The sequence below is a fragment of the Actinocorallia populi genome (genome assembly GCF_002995495.1).
Classification (GTDB): Bacteria; Actinomycetota; Actinomycetes; order Streptosporangiales; family Streptosporangiaceae; genus Actinocorallia; species Actinocorallia populi.
In genome coordinates this window covers 528,629-546,767 of record NZ_PVZV01000005.1, presented here as the reverse complement: position 1 = coordinate 546,767, position 18,139 = coordinate 528,629, and the positions used below count along the sequence as shown (strand labels likewise).

Sequence of the window (18,139 nt, the reverse complement as noted above, 5' to 3'; positions counted from 1 at the left end):
GTTTGTTAGGTAGCGTAACACCACCCGGCGCCCTGGAAGAAGACCGGTGCGCCGCATCGTTCTGGAGGTAGACATGCCCGAGGCAGTCATCGTGGCGATGGCCCGCTCCCCCATCGGCCGGGCGTACAAGGGCTCGCTGAAGGACATGCGCGCCGACGACCTGCTGGTCCAGATGGTCACCGCCGCGCTCGAGCAGGTCCCCGCGCTCGACCCCGCTTCCCTCGACGACATCATGGTGGGCTGCGCGCAGCCCGCCGGGGAGCAGGGATACAACCTCGCCCGGCAGGCCGCCATCGGCGTGGGCCTCGACAACGTCCCCGGCACCGTGGTGCAGCGCTACTGCGCCTCCAGCGTCCAGACCACGCGGATGGCGCTGCACGCCATCAAGGCCGGCGAGGGCCACGTCTTCGTCTCGGCCGGGGTGGAGTGCGTCTCGCGTTACGGCTTCGGCAAGTCGGACGGGATGGAGAACACCCGCAACCCGCGCTACACCGAGGCCGAGGCCAGGTCGCAGGCCAGGACCGTCGCCGGAACCGCCCCCTGGACGGACCCGCGCACGGCAGGCGAACTGCCCGACCCCTACATCGCCATGGGCCAGACGGCCGAGAACGTCGCGCAGCTGAAGAAGGTGAGCCGTCAGCGGCAGGACGAGTTCGGCGTCCGGAGCCAGAACCTGGCCGAGAAGGCGCTCGCCGACGGCTTCTTCGACCTCGACATCACCCCGGTCACGCTGCCCGACGGCAGCGTCGTCGACCGCGACGACTGCCCGCGCGCCGGGGTGACCGTCGAATCGGTGTCGTCCCTCAAGCCCGTCTTCCGGCCCGACGGCACCGTCACGGCGGCGAACTGCTGCCCGCTGAACGACGGCGCGGCGGCCCTGGTCGTCATGTCGGACGTGCGCGCCCGCGACCTCGGCCTGACGCCTCTGGCGAGGATCCTCGCCACCGGCGTCTCCGCGCTGTCCCCGGAGATCATGGGGCTGGGCCCGACCGAGGCCATGGGACGCGCCCTGGAGCACGCGGGACTGACCGCCCGCGACCTCGACCTCGTCGAGATCAACGAGGCGTTCGCCGCCCAGGTGCTGCCCGCCTGCGACGACCTCGGCCTGGACCTCGACCGGGTCAACGTCCACGGCGGCGCGATCGCCCTCGGCCACCCCTTCGGCATGACGGGCGCCCGTCTGACCACCACGCTCGTCAACGGCCTGCGGCACCGCGACGGGCGGCTCGGCGCGGTCACCATGTGCGCCGCGGGCGGCCAGGGCATGGCGCTCATCCTCGAGCGCCTGTCCTGAGAGAGGACACCGGGGGAGCCGGCGGCGCGGGACTCACACCATGGGCGGGTGGGTCTCGACCGCCAGCTCCCCCGCGCCGTACATGGCCAGGGTGCGGTCGAGGTCGTTGAGGGCGTAGGCCTGGGTGGTGTGGATGTTGCGCCACGCCTGCTCGATGGGGTTGCCCGTCCGGACGACCTCGCCGCCGGAGTGCTCGAACAGCTGGTCCACCGCCGCGGCGGCACGCTGCGTCGCCACCACCTGGTCGCGCCGGACCCTTCTGCGCAACGCCGCCGGGATGGGCTCGTCGGCCTCGGTGTGCCGGACGAGCTCGCGCATGTCACGCAGGAGCTGCAGCCACGAGGCGTCGAGATCAGCGCCCGCCGCGGCCAGACGGGCGCTGTTGAAGTCGTCGCTGATCGTCGCGAGTCCCGCCCAGGCCATGCCGAGACGGGAACGCAGCCACCCCACCAGCATGGCGTACGCCCCCTCCGCCATGCCGATGACGGGCACGGCGGTCGCGGCGGCGAACATCGACGGGAGCGGCAGCCGGTAGAGCGGACCCGGGTTCACCTCCTGTCCCGGGGCGCTGCACCGCAGGCAGGGCGCGAAGCTCAGCGCCCGGTGGGCGGGTACGAAGACGTCGGTGGCGACGAGGTCGTGGCTGGCCGTCGCACGCAACCCGACGGTGTCCCAGTTGTGCTCTATCCGCAGGTCCTTCATGGGAACGAGGAAGGTCACGAGGTCGGCGGGGGAGCCGTCCGAGGCCGAGAGCATGCCCCCCAGCAGCGCCCAGTCCGCGTGCTCGCACCCGACCGCCCAGCTCCACCGGCCCTGGATGCGGTATCCGCCCGGGACCTCGACGATGTGACCGGTCGCCGCGTAGGCAGCCGTCAGGAGGGCGTCCGGCCCCGAGCCCCACACGTCCTCCTGCGCCCTGGCGGGGAAGAGGGCGAGATGCCACGTGTGCACCCCGAACCAGCTCGTCAGCCAGCCGGTCGACCCGCAGGCCGACGAGATGTCGCGGACCACCTCGAAGAACGGGATCATCCCGGCCTCCGCGCCGCCGTGCCGCCGTGGCGCCAGCATCCGGAACACTCCCGCCGAAGCGAGCTCCTCGATGGACACGCGCGGAATGGCACGGTCGCGATCCGCCCGAGGCGCCCTCTCCCGCAGATCGGGAAGAATTCCAGCCACGGCCTCGCGCATCCCCTCGCTTGTCATGGCCTTTCCTTCCTGTTGATGCGGTCTGTGTATGCTAGGCCACAATTCTCACCGAAGAGTCTCCCGTTGAGTAGGAAGAAAGCATGGAAGGCGACGATCCCGCTCCGACCTCGATGATCGACCGGGTCGTCCGCGTCCTCGACACCTTCGACGGCTCCGCCCCCCTGTCCCTCTCCCAGGTGGTCCGCCGCAGCGGCCTGCCCCGCTCCTCGGTGCACCGCATCCTCGAGCGGCTCGTGGCCGTCCGCTGGCTCTCCCGGGAGGGCAGGGACTACCAGCTCGGCCTGCGGATGCTCGAACTCGGCTCCCTCGCCCTGCAGCAGAACGCGCTCCGCGAGGCCGCGCTGCCCCTCATGCGCAGGCTGAGCGCCTCGGGCCGCCACGGCGTGCGCCTCGCCGTGCTGGACGGCGCCGAGGTCGTCTACCTGGAGCGGATCGAGGGACCCATGGAGAACGAGACGCCCGCGCGGGTCGGCGGACGCGCCCCGGCCTACTGCACCGCGGTGGGCAAGGCGATCCTGGCCTACGCCGACGACGACGCCGTCCGGGAGGTCGTCAGGGGCGGGCTCAAGGCGCGGACCCGGTTCACGATCACCGATCCCGCCCAGTTCGTCCGCGAGCTGCAGCGGGTGCGCGAGCACGGCGTGGCGTTCGAGCGCGAGGAGGCGGTGCGCGGCATCGCGTGCGTCGCCGCGGCGGTCCGCGGCCCGGGCCCGGCCGTGGCGGCCCTGTCGGTGTGCGGGCCGGCCCGGCAACTCGACTTCACCCGGCTCTCTCCCGCCGTCCAGCAGGCGGCGCTGCGGATCTGGTCCGCCACGCACGCCCGCCCGTCCCTGTCGCTTCCGGACTCCGAGGGAGCCCCGGCCGGCGACTGGCCGACCGGGACGCTCGACTCCTGGGCCACGTGGCCCAGGATGACCGACTGGCTCTGAGGCCGGACCGCCGTGCCCGCGCGCAGGCGGTCCGGTCAGTCGAAGCTGATCTCGACCTCGTCGGTGATCGGGACGCTCTGGCAGCCCAGTACCCAGCCCTCCTCCAGGTCCTCCTCCTCGAGGATGTCGTTGACCAGCATCTTGACCTCTCCACTGACGACCCGGCAGGAGCACGCGGCGCAGTTGCCCTCCCCGCAGGAGTAGGGGGCCTTGAGCCCCCGGGCCAGCAGCAGGTCCAGCAGCTTGGTCTCGGCGGGCCAGCGGAACTCGTGCACGTTGCCGTTCAGCGTCACCGAGAGCCGTGCCGTCCCGGTGTCGTCGCCGGTCTCGGGCACCGGTTCCCGTTCGGCGAACGGGTCGCCGCTCAGGGAGTGGAACCTCTCCAGGACGATTTTCTGCTTGGGCATCCCGGCCCGGCGGAGCGCCTCGGTGACGGCCTCCATGAACGGGGCCGGACCGCAGACGAACGCCGCGTCGCGTCCGGCGAAGGGCGCGGCGAGGGCGGTCAGGGTGTCCACGGTCGGCAGGCCCTGGACGCTCTCCAGCAGGTGGATCACCTGGAGCCGGCCCGGGGCGCGGGCCACCAGCTCGCGCAGCTCGGCCGAGAAGATCACCGAGGACTCGTCGCGGTTGGCGTAGCACAGCACGGCCGTGCCCTCCGGCTGGGCGAGCACCGCCTTGACGATCGAGATCACCGGCGTGATGCCGCTGCCGCCCGCGAAGAGCAGCAGGTCGCCGTTCAGCCGCTCGGGCGTGAACACCCCGGCCGGGGGCAGGACCTCGATCGCCTGCCCGGGGCGGATGTTGTCGCAGATCCAGTTGGATCCCACGCCGCCGTCCACCCGTTTGACCGTGACCTTCAGGTCGGGGTCGACGCCGGGCGCGCTGGCCAGCGAGTAGCAGCGGGCACTCCCCCGTCCCTCGGCTCCGGGGATGCGCAGGGTGAGGAACTGGCCGGGCCGGTAGTCGAACCGGTCCCCCAGTTCCTCGGGTACGCCCAGGATCAGTGATCGGGCGTCCGCGGTCTCCTCGACGACGTCGAGGACCGTCAGCGTGCAGGCGCTGGTCTCACTCAAAGGACTCGCTCCTCGGCGTCCGGAACCGGAAGCAGCCCGCCGCGCACGGACGCCTCGACGCTGTCGCGCAGCGCCTCGCAGGTCGGCGTGACGCTGTGCAGGACGTCCGGCCGGACGGTCTTTCCCAGTTCCGCGCACCGGTCCGTTTCGGTGGTCCACTGGATCTCGGTGTGAGCGAGACTGTTCTTCTTCACCAGGACGCAGGTCCCACAGCGGTGGCAGGACACCGGGTACACGGATATCTCCTCGACTCAGATCTTCGAAAGGCGGGCCGGGGGCGTTGCGCCCCCGGGCGCGCTCAGTTGCCGGCTCCGGCCTGCGCGGGTGCCGTCACCGTGATCACACGTCCTTCGGCCAGGTTCTCCTCGGCCTCCTTCTGCCAGTACTCCCTGGCCCGGTCGGTGTCGATCTCGAACTCGAACCGGTTGGTCATCTCGGGAGTGACGTCCTCGACGTCGACGTAGAACTGCTCGTACCAGCGGCGCAGCTGGTAGACCGGGCCGTCCTCCTCGCACAGCAGCGGGTTGTCGATCTTGGTCTTGTTCTTCCAGATCTCCACGTCCTGCAGGAAGCCCGTCCCCACCGCCTTGGTGACCGCGGCGCAGTACTGCTCGGCGGCCTCGTCGGTCATGCCGTCGATCTTCTTGACCATCACGCCCCACTGGAGCACGAAGCTGGTCGGCGACACCGGGTAGTGGCAGTTGATGAGGATGCTCTCCCTCGTCTGGTCCCCGATGACGCTCTTCAGCGGGTTGATCATGTAGGACGGGCCGTAGTAGGCGGCCTCGGAGATGCTCATCTTGTCGTCGGAGGTGCCGGTCCCCAGATCCACGTCGGGCCGGGACTGGCCGTTCATGTACTGCCAGGCGACGTGGCCCTCGAAGACGTTCTTGAAGAACGTCGGGAACGAGTAGTGGATGTAGAAGAAGTGGGCCATGTCCACGACGTTGTCGACGATCTCCCGGCAGTGGGAGTCCTCGATCAGCATCCGGTTCCAGGTGAACGACGTCCACTCCGGCGACCCGAACTGCTCGATCTCCGGGATCGTCACCTCAGGTGGAGGCGGGTTGCCCTGCGGGTCGTGCCAGACGTAGAGCTGGCCGTTGCGCTCCAGCACCGGCCACGACTTGGTGCGCGCCCGCGGCGGCACACGCCGGGCGTAAGGGATCTTCGCGCACCGGCCGTTACCCGACCAGCGCCAGTCGTGGAACGGGCAGGCGACCTCGTCTCCCTTCACTTCTCCCTGGGAGAGGTCTCCGCCCATGTGGGGGCAGTAGCCGTTGAGGATGTTCAGCTTGCCGCTGGTGTCGGCGAACACCACCAGCTTGGTGCCGAACGCCTCCACCGCATGCGGCTTGCCGTCGTTGAAATGCTCGATCAGGCCGAGGCAGTGCCACCCCCGCGCGTAACGCGCGGGAGGCGCCGCCGCCTCGATCACACGGACTCCGTCGCCGCCGGCGGTCTGTGGGGTGGTCACGAAAAGCTCCAGAGTCGGGATTCGATGTCGGTCCGGGGCGGCCCGGCATATGCCGGGGACGCAGACGGCGGGCCGCCGGGCGAATGTGAGGCAGGTCTCCCTCCGCTTCGAAGCTAAGGCGGCGGACGAGGCTCTCACCATGAGGTCTCCCGCTGATCGGGAGGGAGGAGTGAGCCGCCCCTCGGCCGGAGATCGACCACCACGAAAGGTGATGGATCATCAGCGGAGAGCGTTCTTTCGGTCGGCCTACCTGCACATACAGAACCGTCCTCCCATTGCGGCCGATGACCGGGAAACCCTCTTCTGGACGGGTGACGGCCCTTCCTACCGTGGCCGGGTCCGTTCCCCGCACCACGATGGGAGATGCCTCGTGCCCACCCCAGCCATCCCGGTCGCCGACGTCACCGAACTGGTCTCGCTCTGGTGGTTCGCCTACGACCAGGGCGACTTCGCCACGCTGCGCGAGCTGCTGCACGAGGAGGTGCGCTTCTCCTCCCGCAGCGACACCGGCGACGCCCCCTACGAGGAGAGCATCCGCTGCGAGCTGACCGGCGCCGACGCGGTGGTCTCGTGGCAGTCCAGCCACCGCATGGTCAGCCCCTTCCCGATCCGGCACTTCGCGACCAACGTCCACATCACCGGCGTCGAAGACGGGGAGACGCGCTTCTCCTCGTACATGTTCGTGACGAAGAACGTGAACGGGGCGCCGAAGAACCTCACCTCGGGGATCGTCTCGGGAAGCGTGGTGGCCGGCCCCCGCCGTCCCGTCCTCCGCTCGCTCGAGGTCGTCATCGACTTCATGGACGCCCTCCCGCGCTTCCCCGAGGGCGGTGAGACCGTTCTCGCCGGCCGCCCGGTCAGCGGGACGACCGCCAACGGGAATGCGGGATCGGCTTGAACCGGGATTCCGAGAAGACCATGGGAGGGCATGTGACGAGCGCAGCCGAGCGGTTCGCGGGAGGGACCGCGCTGGTGACCGGCGGGGCCGCGGGCATCGGGGAGGGATTCGTCCGCCATCTGGCCGCTCTGGGCATGCGGGTCGTCGTCGCGGACGTCGACGGCGCCCGCGCCGAGGCCGTCGCCGGTGCCATTCGGGCGGGCGGCGGCCTCGCGGAGCCGTACGAGGTCGACGTCACCGACGCGGACGCCGTCGACAGGATGGCCGCGCACGTCTTCGACACGTACGGCGGCGTGGACCTTCTCGTCAACAACGCGGGCGTCGAGAGCTCCGGCTGGTTGTGGGAGATCCCCGTCACCAGGTGGCGGCAGGTGACGGGCATCAACATCGACGGGGTGTTCCACTGCGTGCGCTCGTTCATCCCGCGCATGATCGAGGCGGGGCGCCCGGCCGTCGTGGCGAACCTGTCCTCGGTCGGCGGTGTGCGGACCGTGCCGCTCCAGACCCCCTACATCGTCACCAAGCACGCCGTGCTGGCCCTGACCGAGTGCCTGCACCAGGAGATCAGCCTCACCGGGGCGCCGATCCAGGTCTGCGCCGTGCTGCCGCACTCGGTGCGCAGCCGGATCTTCCTCGACGCGCAGGCCGCTGCGCCGAGCGGCGACCCGCTCGCCGACCGCTTCTTCTCCTGGATGCAGGAGGCCAACGTCGCCTCCGGGCTCGACCCGGTGGAGGCCGCCGAGCACATGGTCGCCCAGATCGCGGCCGGCGAGTTCTGGGTCTTCTCGGACGACGAGCGCGGCGCCGCGGCGCTGCGCTCGCGCGCCGAGCACCTCGACGCCCGGAGCGCGCCGGCGGATCCCCGGGAGGTCTTCCCGGTGCTCGCCGAACCCGCCTCCTGACCGTGTTTCCGGCCGCGCACGGAGTGCGGCCGGAAACCGCCGGGGGAAACGACGGGGCCGTCCGCTCGATCGAGCGGACGGCCCTCGCCGCGTACGGCCGGTTCCGGGGTCAGCCGGTCACCAGCTGACCGGGAGGTCCAGCATCCCCCCGGTGAGCACGCCCTGCAGGTAGACGGGGTCGCCGGCCAGGGCGAGGCCCGGCAGCCGCTTGAACAGGGTGCCGATCCCGACCTGCAGCTCCATCTGCGCCAGGGAGGCGCCCACGCACCGGTGCAGCCCGTGGCTGAAGGTGAGGTGCTGGTTGCGGGTGCGGCGCAGGTCGAACTCATCGGGCCCGTCGAAGGCCCTGTCGTCGTGGTTGGCCGACTCGATGTCCACCATGACGGCCTCGCCCTTCTTGACGGGAAGGCCGGCGATCTCGGTGTCCTCACCCGCCACGAACGGCACCAGACCGGCCCGCGCGGTGATCTGCCTCCCCATCTCCATGGAGCTGTGCCGCAGGATCTCGTCGACCGCGGACCCGATCCTGCCGTCGATGTCCTCGGTGAGCACGGCCCGCTGCCCGGGGGAGAGCAGCAGCGACAGGGTGCCCTGGCCGATGAAGTTGGCGGTGTTGTCGAAGCCGCCCGCCACCAGGAGCATGGCGATCTCGAGGATCTCGCCGTCGGTCAGCCGGTCGTCGGCCTCCTTGGCCGCCGCAAGCGCGCTCAGCAGGTCGTCCTGCGGCTCGGCACGCCGAGCCGCCATCAGTTCCGACAGGTAGATGTAGAGCGCCGTGGTGTGCTCCATGACCTTGGCCTCTTCCAGGCCGGTGGTCGCCAGCAGGGCGTGGCTCCACTCCACGAAGTTGGCCCGGCCCTCCTCGGGCACGCCGAGCAGGTCCCCGATGACGCCGATGGGCAGCGGCAGCATGTAGGCGTCGACGAGGTTGGCGCTCTTCGCGCCGTCCGCGGTCATCCGGTCGATGAGCTCGTTGGCGAGCACCGTGGTGGACTCGCGCAGCTTCTCCACCCTGCGCGCGGTGAAGGCCTTGGCGATCAGACGGCGCATCCGGGTGTGGTCCGGCGGGTCCATGAACTGGAACGTCTTGGTGAGGAACTCGGGGAACTCGAACGCGTAGGGGACAGGCCTGCCGTCCACGAAGGGCTTGCGGACGAAGGTGCGGTTCTCCAGCAGCTCCCTGCACGCCTCGTGGCGGTGGACCAGCCAGGCGTCGCCGCCGACCGCGAAGGTCACCTTGGTCATCGGCCGGTCGTCGCGGATCGCGCGCATGATCTCCTGCGCTTCCGCCGCGCTGACCGGCCCGAAGGGGTAATCGGCTTTCATGGGTCTCGTGGTGTCTCTCTCTGAGGTCCCGGTCAGGACGGGAAGGCGAGTTCGGCGGGCTGCGCGTTCGCGGTGTCGGTGATCTCGTCGATGCGCGCGGCGACGGTCTCGGGGGACAGCTCCGGGTCGTGGATGCCGGGGGTGCCGACCATGACCATGCGCGAGACGTAGCCGCCCGCCGCGTTGAGGACCTCGCCGGTGATCGCGCAGTCGGCGTGGGCCAGGTAGGCGCCGACCGGCGCGACCATCTCCGGCGGCATCTGCTCCTGCATGTACTCGGCGGTGCCGGGCGGCAGGGCAGGGGCCGCGACGTCCATCATCCGGGTGCCGGCTCCGGGGGCGACGGCGTTGACCTTGATCCCGTGCGCGGCGCCGGCGACCGCGAGGGCGCGGGTCAGCCCGTAGACGGCGCCCTTGGCCGAGCCGTAGTGCACCATGTCGGGCTGGCCGGTCAGCGCGGCCGAGACGGTGTTGACGACGCGCCCGCTCCCGGAGGCCGCCAGGTGCGGCCAGGCGGCCCGGGACAGCAGCAGGCTGCCGTGGTAGTGCACGTCGAGGAAGGACTGGTAGACCTCGGGCTCCAGCTCCTCGAACTTGCCGAGACGGTAGTTCCCGGCGTTGTTGATGACGGCGTCGATCCGGCCGAACCGCTCGACGGCCAGGGCGACGAGCGCCTCGACGTCCTTGGGGTCGGCGACGGAGCCGGCGTTGGCGACGGCGGTCCCGCCGGCCGCCTCGATCTCGGCGGCGACGGCGGAGGCCGGACCGTCCGAGGGGTTGCGTCCGTCGGTGTCGCCGCCGAGGTCGTTGACGACGACCGAGGCTCCGCGTGCGCCGAGCAGGTGGGCGTAGGCGCGGCCGATGCCGCGGCCCGCGCCGGTCACGATGACGACGCGACCGGTGAAGTCGAGCATGATGGCTCCTCTTGGGGTTTCGGAGTGGGGTGCCGGAGCTGAGGTCAGGGCCGCGTCTCGCCGCCGGAGACGCTCACGCGGGCCCGCCAGATCGAACCCTGGCCGCCCTGCCGGGACTTCTCGTAGTCCTGGACCTCGAACCCGCAGGCCACGTACAGGGTCCTCCGGTCCTCGCCGCCCAGCCCGCACGCGGTGGTGGAGCCCGCCTCGGCCTGGGGGATGCTCACCTGGGCGAGGACCTCCCCGCCGTCGGCGAACCGGGTCACCCTGCCGCTGATCGGGAAGGCGACCCAGGCGGCGCCCTCGGCGTCCAGGCACAGCCCGTCGGGCAGTTCGTCGAGCTGTGCGAAGAGCCGGTAGCCCGTCAGCTCGCCGTCCGCGCCGATGTCGAAGGCCGAGACCTTGTCGGCGAACGCCTCCGCGGTGACCAGGGTGGAGCCGTCCTCGCTCACTGCGATGCCGTTGGCGCCCATGAGGTGCTCGGTCCCCGCCGCGATGCGGGCCTCGCCGCCCGGCTCGACGATGATGATCGGGGAAGGCGCGGGGTCCTCGCCCTTCCACAGGTCGAAGCCCAGCTGCGTGACATAGGCGCGCCCCGAGGCGGTGACGACCATGTCGTTGATCGGTCCGGCCGCCAGGCCGCGCAGGTCCGCGTAGACCTCGGCCTTGCCGTCGTCGACCACCAGCACGACCTTCTCGAACATGGAGTTCACCAGAAGGCGGCCGTCCGGGAGGTACCCCGTGCCGACCGTGATGATCTCGGCTCCGTCCAGGGCCTCCCGGTCGGTGAGGTCGATGATGGTCTCGGCCTCGCCGGTCTCGCTCAGGGCGATGATGCGGCGGTTGTACATGTCGGAGAAGTGGAAGCGGCCGGCGTGCCAGCGGGGGCACTCGGTCCAGCTGAATCCCTGCGCCAGGCGCTCGGCGGTGAACGTCTCCATGGAGCTCCTCATCAAATGCTTGTTCGGTCAGTGCCCGGCCGTCTTCCCGAGCGTGATCGCCGGAGGTGAGGGCGGGCGGGAACCGGCGGACGCCGTGGAGGCGAGCGCACCGGGCGGAGGGTGACCGGCGGGCGGCGGCCCGGCGCGGGCATGAAGCCCACGAGGCGGCGCGCCCGTGTACGACATCTCGTTTCCGAGGCGCGTCCCCGGCGCCCGGTCATGGATACTGTCCATGGGAAACAATGTCGGTGCGACAGCATAAGCACGCGGACCGGCCCAAGGGAAGAACTCGGCGCAGATGACTTCGGAGAAGGACCAGGATCAGAACCTCGGCCGGGTGCTCGAGGCCTTCAGCCTGATCATCGGCAGGTGGACGGCCGTGGGCATGGCCGATCTCATCCTCGAGCGCGCGGGGGTCGACGCCGACGCCGCGTCGATGACCCTGCTGCTCGAACTGCGGCGCACGGGAGGTGCCGCCCGCCCCTCCCACCTGGCGCAGGCGACGCGCACCAGTGCCTCCAACGTCAGCAAGGTGCTGGCACGCATGACGCGCGCCGGCCTCGTCGAGCGCGCGGCCGAACCGGACGACCTGAGGGCCGTCTCCATCGTCCTGACCGGCGAGGGCCACCGCACCGCCGAACTGATCGACAGGACGAGCGTCGAGATGCTCGGCGAACTGCTGAAGGACTGGCCCGAAGACGACGTCGACCGGCTGGGCGGCCTCCTCGGCCGCTTCGCCCGGTCCCTCCGCGCCTCGTTCCCGACGTGAGAAGACCAGAGCCCCGCTCCCCCTCGCCGGGGGACCCAAAAACCGAGTACATCTCTGTTTTCACTTGACGGGTGTTCCGGATCACATTTATCGTCCAGCTTGGACGCAGAGATTAAAACGTTTTAACACTCCTGCCGAGCACACCGCGGCCGTCCCCGCCGCATCCCCCCCACTCGACGTTCTCAGGAGCCTCATGTTCCCCACCCCCCGCAGGTGGGGCGGTCTCGCAGCGCTGACCCTCACCGCGACCCTGCTCTCGGTGCCCTCAGCCGCCTCGGCCGCCCCCTCCCCCTTCGGTCCCACGTTCGCCCGCCTGTTCGCCGCACCGCCTTCCGAAGCCAGGCCGAAGACCCGGTACTGGTGGCCGTGCGGCCAGGTCGACCCCGCCTCCATCGACACGGAGATGAAGCAGATCGCGGATCGGGGCTTCGGCTCCGTGGAGATCCAGTGCATGTTCACCACCGACCCCGCGAAGTACGGCTGGGGCGGTCCCGAGTTCACCGACCGGCTGGAGAAAGCCGCCGCCGCGGGCCGGAAGCACGGCCTCGACGTCGACCTCACCGTCGGTCCGTCCTGGCCCCTGGTCGTCCCCGGCCTCACGCCCGACAGTCCGCAGGCCGCGCAGGAACTCGCCTACGGCAGAGCGGTCGTCGAGGGCGGGAGCGCTTACGACGGCCCCGTACCGGCGGCCCCGGCGCCCAGGGAGGGAGTGACCGAGCAGACGCTCGTCACCGTCCAGGCGGCACGATGCCCTGACGGCTGCACCACGGCCAAGCCCGTGAAGCTGGACAAGGACTCCCTGGTCGACCTCACCGCGAAGGTCCGCGACGGCCGGGTCTCCTGGACCGCGCCGGCCGGAGGGCAGTGGCTGCTGCTCGGCCACTGGCGGCGCGGCACCGGCCAGGCACCGGTCTCCGGGCAGTCCGTCTCGGGACGGCCCGCCTACGTGGTGGACCACTTCGGCGCCTCGGGCGCCCGGGCCGCCACCGGCCACCTGGACGCGCACGTCCTGTCGCCGAAGCTGCGCGAACTCCTCAGGAGCACGGGCGGCGACCTGTTCGAGGACTCCCTGGAGCTGGACTCGGCACAGCACTGGACCGCCAACCTGCCCGACCGCTTCCGTGACCTGCGCGGATACTCCCTGCGCGAGAACCTGCCGGTCCTGTTCATCGACAAGATCCACCGCCAGTACACCTCGGCGAAGCCGACGGACACTCCGGACTTCGAGTTCACCGACGGCAGCGGCGCCCGCGTCCGCGACGACTACTACCGCACCCTCACCGACCTGTACGTCGACCGGCACGTCAAGCCGCTGAAGAAGTGGGCGAACTCGCTGGGCCTCCGGTTCCGCGCCCAGCCCTACGGCACCACCATCGACACGCCGCGCGTCGACGCCGCCGTCGACGTGCCCGAGACCGAGTCGCTCGGCTTCCACGACGGGCACGTGGACGAACCGTTCCGGTGGGTCGCGGACGGAGCGGTGCACCTGTCCGGCAAGGACGTCTACTCGCTGGAGTGCTGCGCCGTCTTCAACAGCGCCTACGCCCAGACCTGGCCGCAGATGCTCCGGCACTTCAACACGGCCTTCGCGCACGACGTCAACCAGGTCGTCTTCCACGGCGTGCCCACCGAGAACGCCCTGGGCATCCCCTGGCCGGGTTTCTCCCCTTTCACCATGCAGGGCGGCAACGGCTTCTCCGAGGCCTGGGGGCCGCGCCAGCCGACCTGGGACGACACCGACGAGGTCACCGGCTGGACGGCGCGGATGCAGTACGTCCTCCGGCAGGGCCGCCCCTCGGTGGACCTGGCCGTCTACCGGCAGAGCCACGGCTCGGACGTCCGCGAACCGGAAGGCGTGCCCGGATTCACCCTCGACTTCACCGGCCCCGACCAGCTCGCCGGCACGTCCGTGCGCGGACGCCGCCTGGCGCCGGACGGCCCCGCCTACCGGGCGCTGGTCCTCGACCGGCAGCCGACCCTCGGGCTGGACACCGCCCGAACCCTCCTGTCCCACGCCCGCCGGGGACTGCCCATCGTCGTCGTCGGCGAACCTCCGGCCCGCACTCCGGGAGCCCACCGCGCGGCCGACCAGGACGCGGAGCTCGGGCGGCTCATGCAGCGCCTGCTCGCGCAACCCTCGGTCCGCCGGGTCTCCGCCCCGGGCGAACTGGGATCCTCACTCGCGGCCCTGGGGGTCCGGTCCTCCGCGGAGTCCTCTGCTCCCGGCCTGCTGACCGTGCGGCGCGCGGTGAACGGCGGGAACCTCTACTACCTGTACAACCCGACCTCCGCGGCGGTCTCCGCCGAGGTGTCGCTCGAAGGCGAAGGCAGGCCGTTCTCGCTGGACGCGTGGACCGGGAAGATCTCGCCGCTCGGACGGTACCGGACCGAGAAGGCGCGAACCGTGGTGCCGGTCTCTCTCGCACCGGGCGCCTCGACCGTCATCGCGCTCGGCGGCGGCGAAGGCCGCCACGTGATCTCTGTGGACGGCGGCGAGGTCGTCGCGAACGACGGCCTGCACCTCCGCGCGACCACCGGCGGTACCTACACGGCTCGGCTGAACGACGGGACGACGGCTCAAATCGCCCTTCCCGAGGTCGCGCCCGAACAGCGGCTCGACTCCTGGAAGCTCACCGTCGACGATTGGCGGCGAGGAGCAGACGGGCGGCGCGAAACCGTGCGGCACGAACTCGACCTGCCATCGCTGAAGCCGTGGTCGGACATCCCCGAGCTGGCCGACTCCTCCGGGATCGGCACCTACAGCACGACGGTGACGCTCGGCGACCTGGACGGCGCCTACCTCGAACTCGGCGAGGTCACCGACACCTTCCAGATCAGCGTCAACGGACGCGCACTGCCCCCGTCCGACCAGGTGACCCGGCGCGTCGACCTCGCCGGCCACCTCGAACCCGGGACGAACACCATCACGATCCGCGTGGCGACCACGCTGCGGAACCGGCTCCGGGTGACCCCGGACCTCCCCCTCCAGGCACAGCAACCCCGCCAACGCTACGGCCTGATCGGTCCCGTCCGGCTCCTCCCCTACCGAGAAGCGCCCATCCAGGACTGATTCCAGGAACACACCCCCATTTCCAGGAGGAATCCCCATAAACACCCTCAGAAGTGCGCGACCCCTCGTACCCGACTCGGGAGGGTGCTGGCCCGCCCTGCCCTTCGCCCCCGGCGACGTCCCCTGGCCGGCCGCCAAGCAGCAGAGCCTCAACCAGATGATCAAGAGCCGGGCCGAGGCCGACGGCGCCGTCGGCGTCGACCCCTTCCAGGCGAGCACCGGACACGAAGCCTGCAAGAGCACCGCGGCCTCCCCCGCCCACCCCAACGCCGACGGCATGGTCGCGGTCGCGGACCTCATCGAGGACGCACTCGGCGCATGACACCCGTTCCGGCCGGGACGGATGACGCGGAGCCCGTCCCGGTCGCGTACTCGTACGCGACCGGGACGGGCCTCACTTCCCGAGGTGACGGCGTTCCAGGAGATGGGACCCCCGCGCCCGGCGATGTCGTCGTCGGCGGATGCGCTCACGCCCCGGACGCGGGGCAGGTCACTTCAGGATGTGCGGGTAGGCCGCGCCGAACCAGGCCAGCTCGTCCTCGTCGAGGGTGCCGAGCTCGAAGGAGCGGCGACCCCAGGACTCGATCATCTTGATCATGGCGGCCGGGTCGTAGACGTCCCGCTCGCACCGGAACCGGCCGTCGCCCGCGTAGTCCAGGATGGTGATGTTGTTCTCCTCGAAGGAGCTGCCGTCGCCGGGGTCGCGCATGACGTTGCGCAGCTCGCAGACGACCCTGCCGCGCTCCACGTCCACGAGGTGCCAGGCCTCGGGGTAGTGCATGGCGGAGCCGGGGAAGGGGCTCAGCGTGCTCATGACCCAGGGCCGGATCTGCTCGTGGCCCCTCATCTCGCCCACCATCGGGTCGACGTAGGTGGCGTCCGGCAGAAACAGTTGCACGAACGGCTCCCAGTCCCCCGACTCGGCCGCGGCCGTGACCGTACCGGCGTGCAGGTGGAACGCGTCTTCCAGCTCTTCGTTGGTCCATGTCCGACTCATGAGTGTGAGCTTCCCTACACTTCTCCGGCCGCGACGAGAGGCGCTCCCGCTGATCGGGAGGCGACGCTTGCGGGAGTACGGACACCGGCTGATCGGTCTCTGTTTCCAGGTCATCGCGTCCCTGGAGTAGGTTGCGGGGGTGACCACCCAGCGCAAGCCCCGTGGCCCCTACCGCAAGGGGATACAGCGGCGGGAGCAGATCCTCGACGCGGCCCTGGAGGTCTTCTCCCAGCACGGAGACCGCGGCTCCTCCCTTCAGGAGATCGCCGATCGTGTGGGACTCTCCCTGCCCGGCCTCCTGCACTACTTCGGTTCCCGGGAGGAGCTGCTGCTCGCGGTGATCGAGCGGCGCGACGTGCTGGACACCGAGAGCCGGACGGTGAAGGAGGAGACCGAGGTCCGCAGCCCGGGTGAGGCCGTGGTGCGCACCGTCAGGCACAACATGGAGCAGCCCGGCCTGGTGAAGCTGTTCGTGGCGCTGTCAGCGGCGGCCACCGAGCCCGCCCACCACGCGCACGGGTTCTTCAGCGACCGGTACCGCGACCTGGCCCTGACGATCCAGAAGGGCCTGGAGAGCGGCCGGGAGAACGGCGAGATCCGCGCCGACGCGAACGCCGAGCACATGGCCCGCCTGCTCCTCGCCATCTCCGACGGCCTGCAGATCCAGTGGCTGATGGACCCGTCCATCGACATGGCGGCGATCGTCGAGACCTTCAACCTCCTCTGCCAGGCCGCTCCCGACCGGGAGCCGGAATCCGGGCGGTGACCGGAGCGTCCGCTCCAGGCGCCCGCTGCCTTCCGGCCGACCCTCGCGCGGCTAGCGGGCGGCGGCGCGTCCGGCCCGGCGGCCGAAGAACGTCCCGTCGCCGATCGACGTACCGCTGACATAACCCTCGCCGTGCATGCCAGACGAGGCGCGGCCCGCGGCGTACAGGCCCGGGATCGGGCGGCCGGTCGTGTGCAGCACCTCGCCGTCCACCGTGGTGTGCAGGCCCCCGAGAGTGAAGCCGGAGATCCCGGTGGCCTCCCGGCGGTTCTCCGCCAGCCTGGCCAGAATGCGCGGGTCGATGGCGGCGAAAGGCGCCTTCAGCTCGCGCAGCCACTTACGGTTCTTGTGGAAGAGCGGATCCTCCCCCAACGCCGCGTGCCGGTTGTACGTCGCGACGGTGGTCTCCAGCGCACCCGTCGGGATGCCCAGTTCCGCCTCGAGTTCGGTCAGGGTCTCTGCGACGTGGTCCGGCGGCATGGCCGTCGGGTTCCGTTCGGAGTAGGCCGCGAAGCCCTCCTCGTCGAGGATCACCCACCAGGGTGAGGGCTGGTGCAGCGCGGCATGGCTGAACAGGCCGGGGTAGACGTCCTCGTTGATGAAACGCTGCCCGAGCGCGTTGACCAGCATCCCTCGGCAGGCCGCCTCCGGCATCACGATCAGCGCCGCCTCCACAGCCGCCATACGCCGGGTAGCGGCACCCAGCGCGCAGGCCATGCGGATCCCGCTGCCGTCGTCACCACCGTCACTGACCTTCCCGTGCCCGATCAGCAGCGGCGCGTGGTCGACGACCATCTCCTCATCATCGACGAAACCCCCCGTGGTGAGGACGACCGCCTTACGCACCCGATAGCGCACCTCCTCACCGAACCGCCTGGCCACCACACCCACCACACGTCCTGAAGCGTCGACCACCAACGCGGACGCCCGGGTGTCGGTGTGGGCCCGCGCCCCGGCCTCGACCGCGGCAGCGGCCAGCCTCTCCATGAGCAGACCGCCCGCGAAGCCCTCCACGGGCGGACGGTGACCTCGCGGGATCGGACGGGCCAAGGTGTTGTAGGGCCAGGCGTTCTCGCCCAGCCACATCAGCCCGTCCTTCGTCGGCGCCATCCAACCCGGCTCTTCGTACAGCGACTCCTGGAAAGGAACCCCGCGGGCGCGGAACCACTCGAAATGCTCCACACTCTCCTCGCAGTAGAGCCGCAACTTCTCCTCATCCACGTGAGGGCCGAGCGCAGCGTGCAGATAGGCGTACATGTCCTCAGGGGTGTCGTCGAACCCGCACGCCTTCTGCACCCGGGTACCGCCGCCCAGATACACCTCTCCGCCGGACTGGGCAGTGGACCCGCCCGGCCCGGAGAACCGCTCCAGCACGAGCACGTCGGCTCCGGCGGCCGCGGCCTCGTAGGCGGCGGCCGCGCCGGCGCCTCCGAACCCGATGACCAGGACGTCGGTCTCGTGGTCGAACCGCTCCACCGAGGACAGGAGAACCGGCTCGACGGAGCTCCTGGAACCGGATGACGGGATCTCGGCGTGGTCGTTCGTCATGGGCGTCTCTCCTCGATGGCCGTTCT

General features: G+C 70.6%; 17 protein-coding genes. 8 read left to right on the top strand and 9 right to left on the bottom strand.

The window, feature by feature from the left end; translation table 11 throughout:
- The first annotated feature begins 73 nt into the window (after positions 1-73).
- A complete protein-coding gene (locus tag C2865_RS22600) occupies positions 74-1,294 on the top strand; it encodes an acetyl-CoA C-acetyltransferase (RefSeq protein WP_106400539.1) in 1,221 nt (406 codons plus the stop codon).
- A 33-nt stretch (positions 1,295-1,327) separates the two neighbouring features.
- Here C2865_RS22600 and hsaA read toward each other — a convergent pair whose 3' ends face one another.
- On the bottom strand, positions 1,328-2,482 hold the full coding sequence (gene hsaA, locus C2865_RS22595; protein WP_332873383.1) for a 3-hydroxy-9,10-secoandrosta-1,3,5(10)-triene-9,17-dione monooxygenase oxygenase subunit: 1,155 nt from the start codon (positions 2,480-2,482) through the stop codon (positions 1,328-1,330).
- A gap of 98 nt (positions 2,483-2,580) precedes the next feature.
- On the opposite strand from hsaA, the gene C2865_RS22590 reads away from it, so the two are divergent.
- Positions 2,581-3,429, top strand: a complete 849-nt coding sequence (locus tag C2865_RS22590; RefSeq protein ID WP_106400537.1) for an IclR family transcriptional regulator — start codon at positions 2,581-2,583, stop codon at positions 3,427-3,429.
- 35 nt (positions 3,430-3,464) lie between these two features.
- Here the strand turns inward: C2865_RS22590 and C2865_RS22585 are convergent, their stop codons facing one another.
- From C2865_RS22585 to C2865_RS22575, 3 genes are all read right to left on the bottom strand, one after another.
- Positions 3,465-4,505 (bottom strand): ferredoxin--NADP reductase, encoded by a 1,041-nt coding sequence (locus C2865_RS22585; protein WP_106400536.1) that lies wholly within the window; start codon positions 4,503-4,505, stop codon positions 3,465-3,467.
- Positions 4,502-4,699, bottom strand: a complete 198-nt coding sequence (locus tag C2865_RS22580; protein WP_157963871.1) for a hypothetical protein — start codon at positions 4,697-4,699, stop codon at positions 4,502-4,504. The genes C2865_RS22585 and C2865_RS22580 overlap by 4 nt, the downstream gene beginning before the upstream one ends.
- Positions 4,700-4,803: 104 nt before the next feature.
- Complete coding sequence (locus C2865_RS22575; RefSeq protein ID WP_232835758.1) at positions 4,804-5,982, bottom strand: 3-ketosteroid-9-alpha-monooxygenase, oxygenase component; 1,179 nt, start codon at positions 5,980-5,982, stop codon at positions 4,804-4,806.
- A 370-nt stretch (positions 5,983-6,352) separates the two neighbouring features.
- On the opposite strand from C2865_RS22575, the gene C2865_RS39540 reads away from it, so the two are divergent.
- Together C2865_RS39540 and C2865_RS22565 are read left to right on the top strand one after the other, a co-directional pair.
- Entirely contained in the window at positions 6,353-6,880 is a 528-nt protein-coding gene (locus C2865_RS39540; RefSeq protein WP_157963870.1) for a nuclear transport factor 2 family protein, read from the top strand.
- A 32-nt stretch (positions 6,881-6,912) separates the two neighbouring features.
- A complete protein-coding gene (locus tag C2865_RS22565; RefSeq protein ID WP_198653505.1) occupies positions 6,913-7,782 on the top strand; it encodes an SDR family NAD(P)-dependent oxidoreductase in 870 nt (289 codons plus the stop codon).
- Positions 7,783-7,899: 117 nt separating this feature from the next.
- Here C2865_RS22565 and C2865_RS22560 read toward each other — a convergent pair whose 3' ends face one another.
- From C2865_RS22560 to C2865_RS22550, 3 genes are read right to left on the bottom strand one after another with little or no spacing between them, the layout of a single operon-like run.
- Positions 7,900-9,108: a cytochrome P450 gene (locus C2865_RS22560; RefSeq protein ID WP_106400532.1), complete on the bottom strand. Its 1,209-nt coding sequence runs from the start codon at positions 9,106-9,108 to the stop codon at positions 7,900-7,902.
- A gap of 32 nt (positions 9,109-9,140) precedes the next feature.
- Positions 9,141-10,022, bottom strand: a complete 882-nt coding sequence (locus C2865_RS22555) for an SDR family NAD(P)-dependent oxidoreductase (RefSeq protein WP_106400531.1) — start codon at positions 10,020-10,022, stop codon at positions 9,141-9,143.
- 44 nt (positions 10,023-10,066) lie between these two features.
- Complete coding sequence (locus C2865_RS22550; RefSeq protein ID WP_198653504.1) at positions 10,067-10,963, bottom strand: SMP-30/gluconolactonase/LRE family protein; 897 nt, start codon at positions 10,961-10,963, stop codon at positions 10,067-10,069.
- A gap of 298 nt (positions 10,964-11,261) precedes the next feature.
- Between C2865_RS22550 and C2865_RS22545 the strand changes: the two genes are divergently transcribed.
- The 3 genes from C2865_RS22545 (at position 11,262) to C2865_RS39535 (ending at position 15,124) form a co-directional block, all read left to right on the top strand.
- Positions 11,262-11,732: a MarR family winged helix-turn-helix transcriptional regulator gene (locus C2865_RS22545; protein WP_106400529.1), complete on the top strand. Its 471-nt coding sequence runs from the start codon at positions 11,262-11,264 to the stop codon at positions 11,730-11,732.
- Between the two features lie 193 nt (positions 11,733-11,925).
- Entirely contained in the window at positions 11,926-14,802 is a 2,877-nt protein-coding gene (locus C2865_RS22540) for a glycosyl hydrolase (protein WP_106400528.1), read from the top strand.
- Between the two features lie 157 nt (positions 14,803-14,959).
- Positions 14,960-15,124, top strand: a complete 165-nt coding sequence (locus C2865_RS39535; protein ID WP_157963869.1) for a hypothetical protein — start codon at positions 14,960-14,962, stop codon at positions 15,122-15,124.
- 168 nt (positions 15,125-15,292) lie between these two features.
- Here the strand turns inward: C2865_RS39535 and C2865_RS22535 are convergent, their stop codons facing one another.
- Positions 15,293-15,799, bottom strand: coding sequence for a nuclear transport factor 2 family protein (locus tag C2865_RS22535; protein WP_106400527.1), 507 nt, complete (start codon positions 15,797-15,799; stop codon positions 15,293-15,295).
- 139 nt (positions 15,800-15,938) lie between these two features.
- Between C2865_RS22535 and C2865_RS22530 the strand changes: the two genes are divergently transcribed.
- Positions 15,939-16,565 (top strand): TetR/AcrR family transcriptional regulator, encoded by a 627-nt coding sequence (locus C2865_RS22530; RefSeq protein ID WP_106400526.1) that lies wholly within the window; start codon positions 15,939-15,941, stop codon positions 16,563-16,565.
- 51 nt (positions 16,566-16,616) lie between these two features.
- Here the strand turns inward: C2865_RS22530 and C2865_RS22525 are convergent, their stop codons facing one another.
- On the bottom strand, positions 16,617-18,113 hold the full coding sequence (locus tag C2865_RS22525; RefSeq protein WP_106400525.1) for an FAD-dependent oxidoreductase: 1,497 nt from the start codon (positions 18,111-18,113) through the stop codon (positions 16,617-16,619).
- Between the last annotated feature and the right edge of the window lie 26 nt (positions 18,114-18,139).

Excerpts from the sequence above, each read along its gene's own strand:
- C2865_RS22600 (WP_106400539.1), top strand. The coding sequence starts at position 74 with ATGCCCGAGGCAGTCATCGTGGCGATGGCCCGCTCCCCCATCGGCCGG.
- hsaA (WP_332873383.1), bottom strand. The coding sequence starts at position 2,482 with ATGCGCGAGGCCGTGGCTGGAATTCTTCCCGATCTGCGGGAGAGGGCG.
- C2865_RS22590 (WP_106400537.1), top strand. The coding sequence starts at position 2,581 with ATGGAAGGCGACGATCCCGCTCCGACCTCGATGATCGACCGGGTCGTC.
- C2865_RS22560 (WP_106400532.1), bottom strand. The coding sequence starts at position 9,108 with ATGAAAGCCGATTACCCCTTCGGGCCGGTCAGCGCGGCGGAAGCGCAG.
- C2865_RS22555 (WP_106400531.1), bottom strand. The coding sequence starts at position 10,022 with ATGCTCGACTTCACCGGTCGCGTCGTCATCGTGACCGGCGCGGGCCGC.
- C2865_RS22550 (WP_198653504.1), bottom strand. The coding sequence starts at position 10,963 with ATGGAGACGTTCACCGCCGAGCGCCTGGCGCAGGGATTCAGCTGGACC.
- C2865_RS22545 (WP_106400529.1), top strand. The coding sequence starts at position 11,262 with ATGACTTCGGAGAAGGACCAGGATCAGAACCTCGGCCGGGTGCTCGAG.
- C2865_RS22540 (WP_106400528.1), top strand. The coding sequence starts at position 11,926 with ATGTTCCCCACCCCCCGCAGGTGGGGCGGTCTCGCAGCGCTGACCCTC.
- C2865_RS39535 (WP_157963869.1), top strand. The coding sequence starts at position 14,960 with ATGATCAAGAGCCGGGCCGAGGCCGACGGCGCCGTCGGCGTCGACCCC.
- C2865_RS22535 (WP_106400527.1), bottom strand. The coding sequence starts at position 15,799 with ATGAGTCGGACATGGACCAACGAAGAGCTGGAAGACGCGTTCCACCTG.
- C2865_RS22525 (WP_106400525.1), bottom strand. The coding sequence starts at position 18,113 with ATGACGAACGACCACGCCGAGATCCCGTCATCCGGTTCCAGGAGCTCC.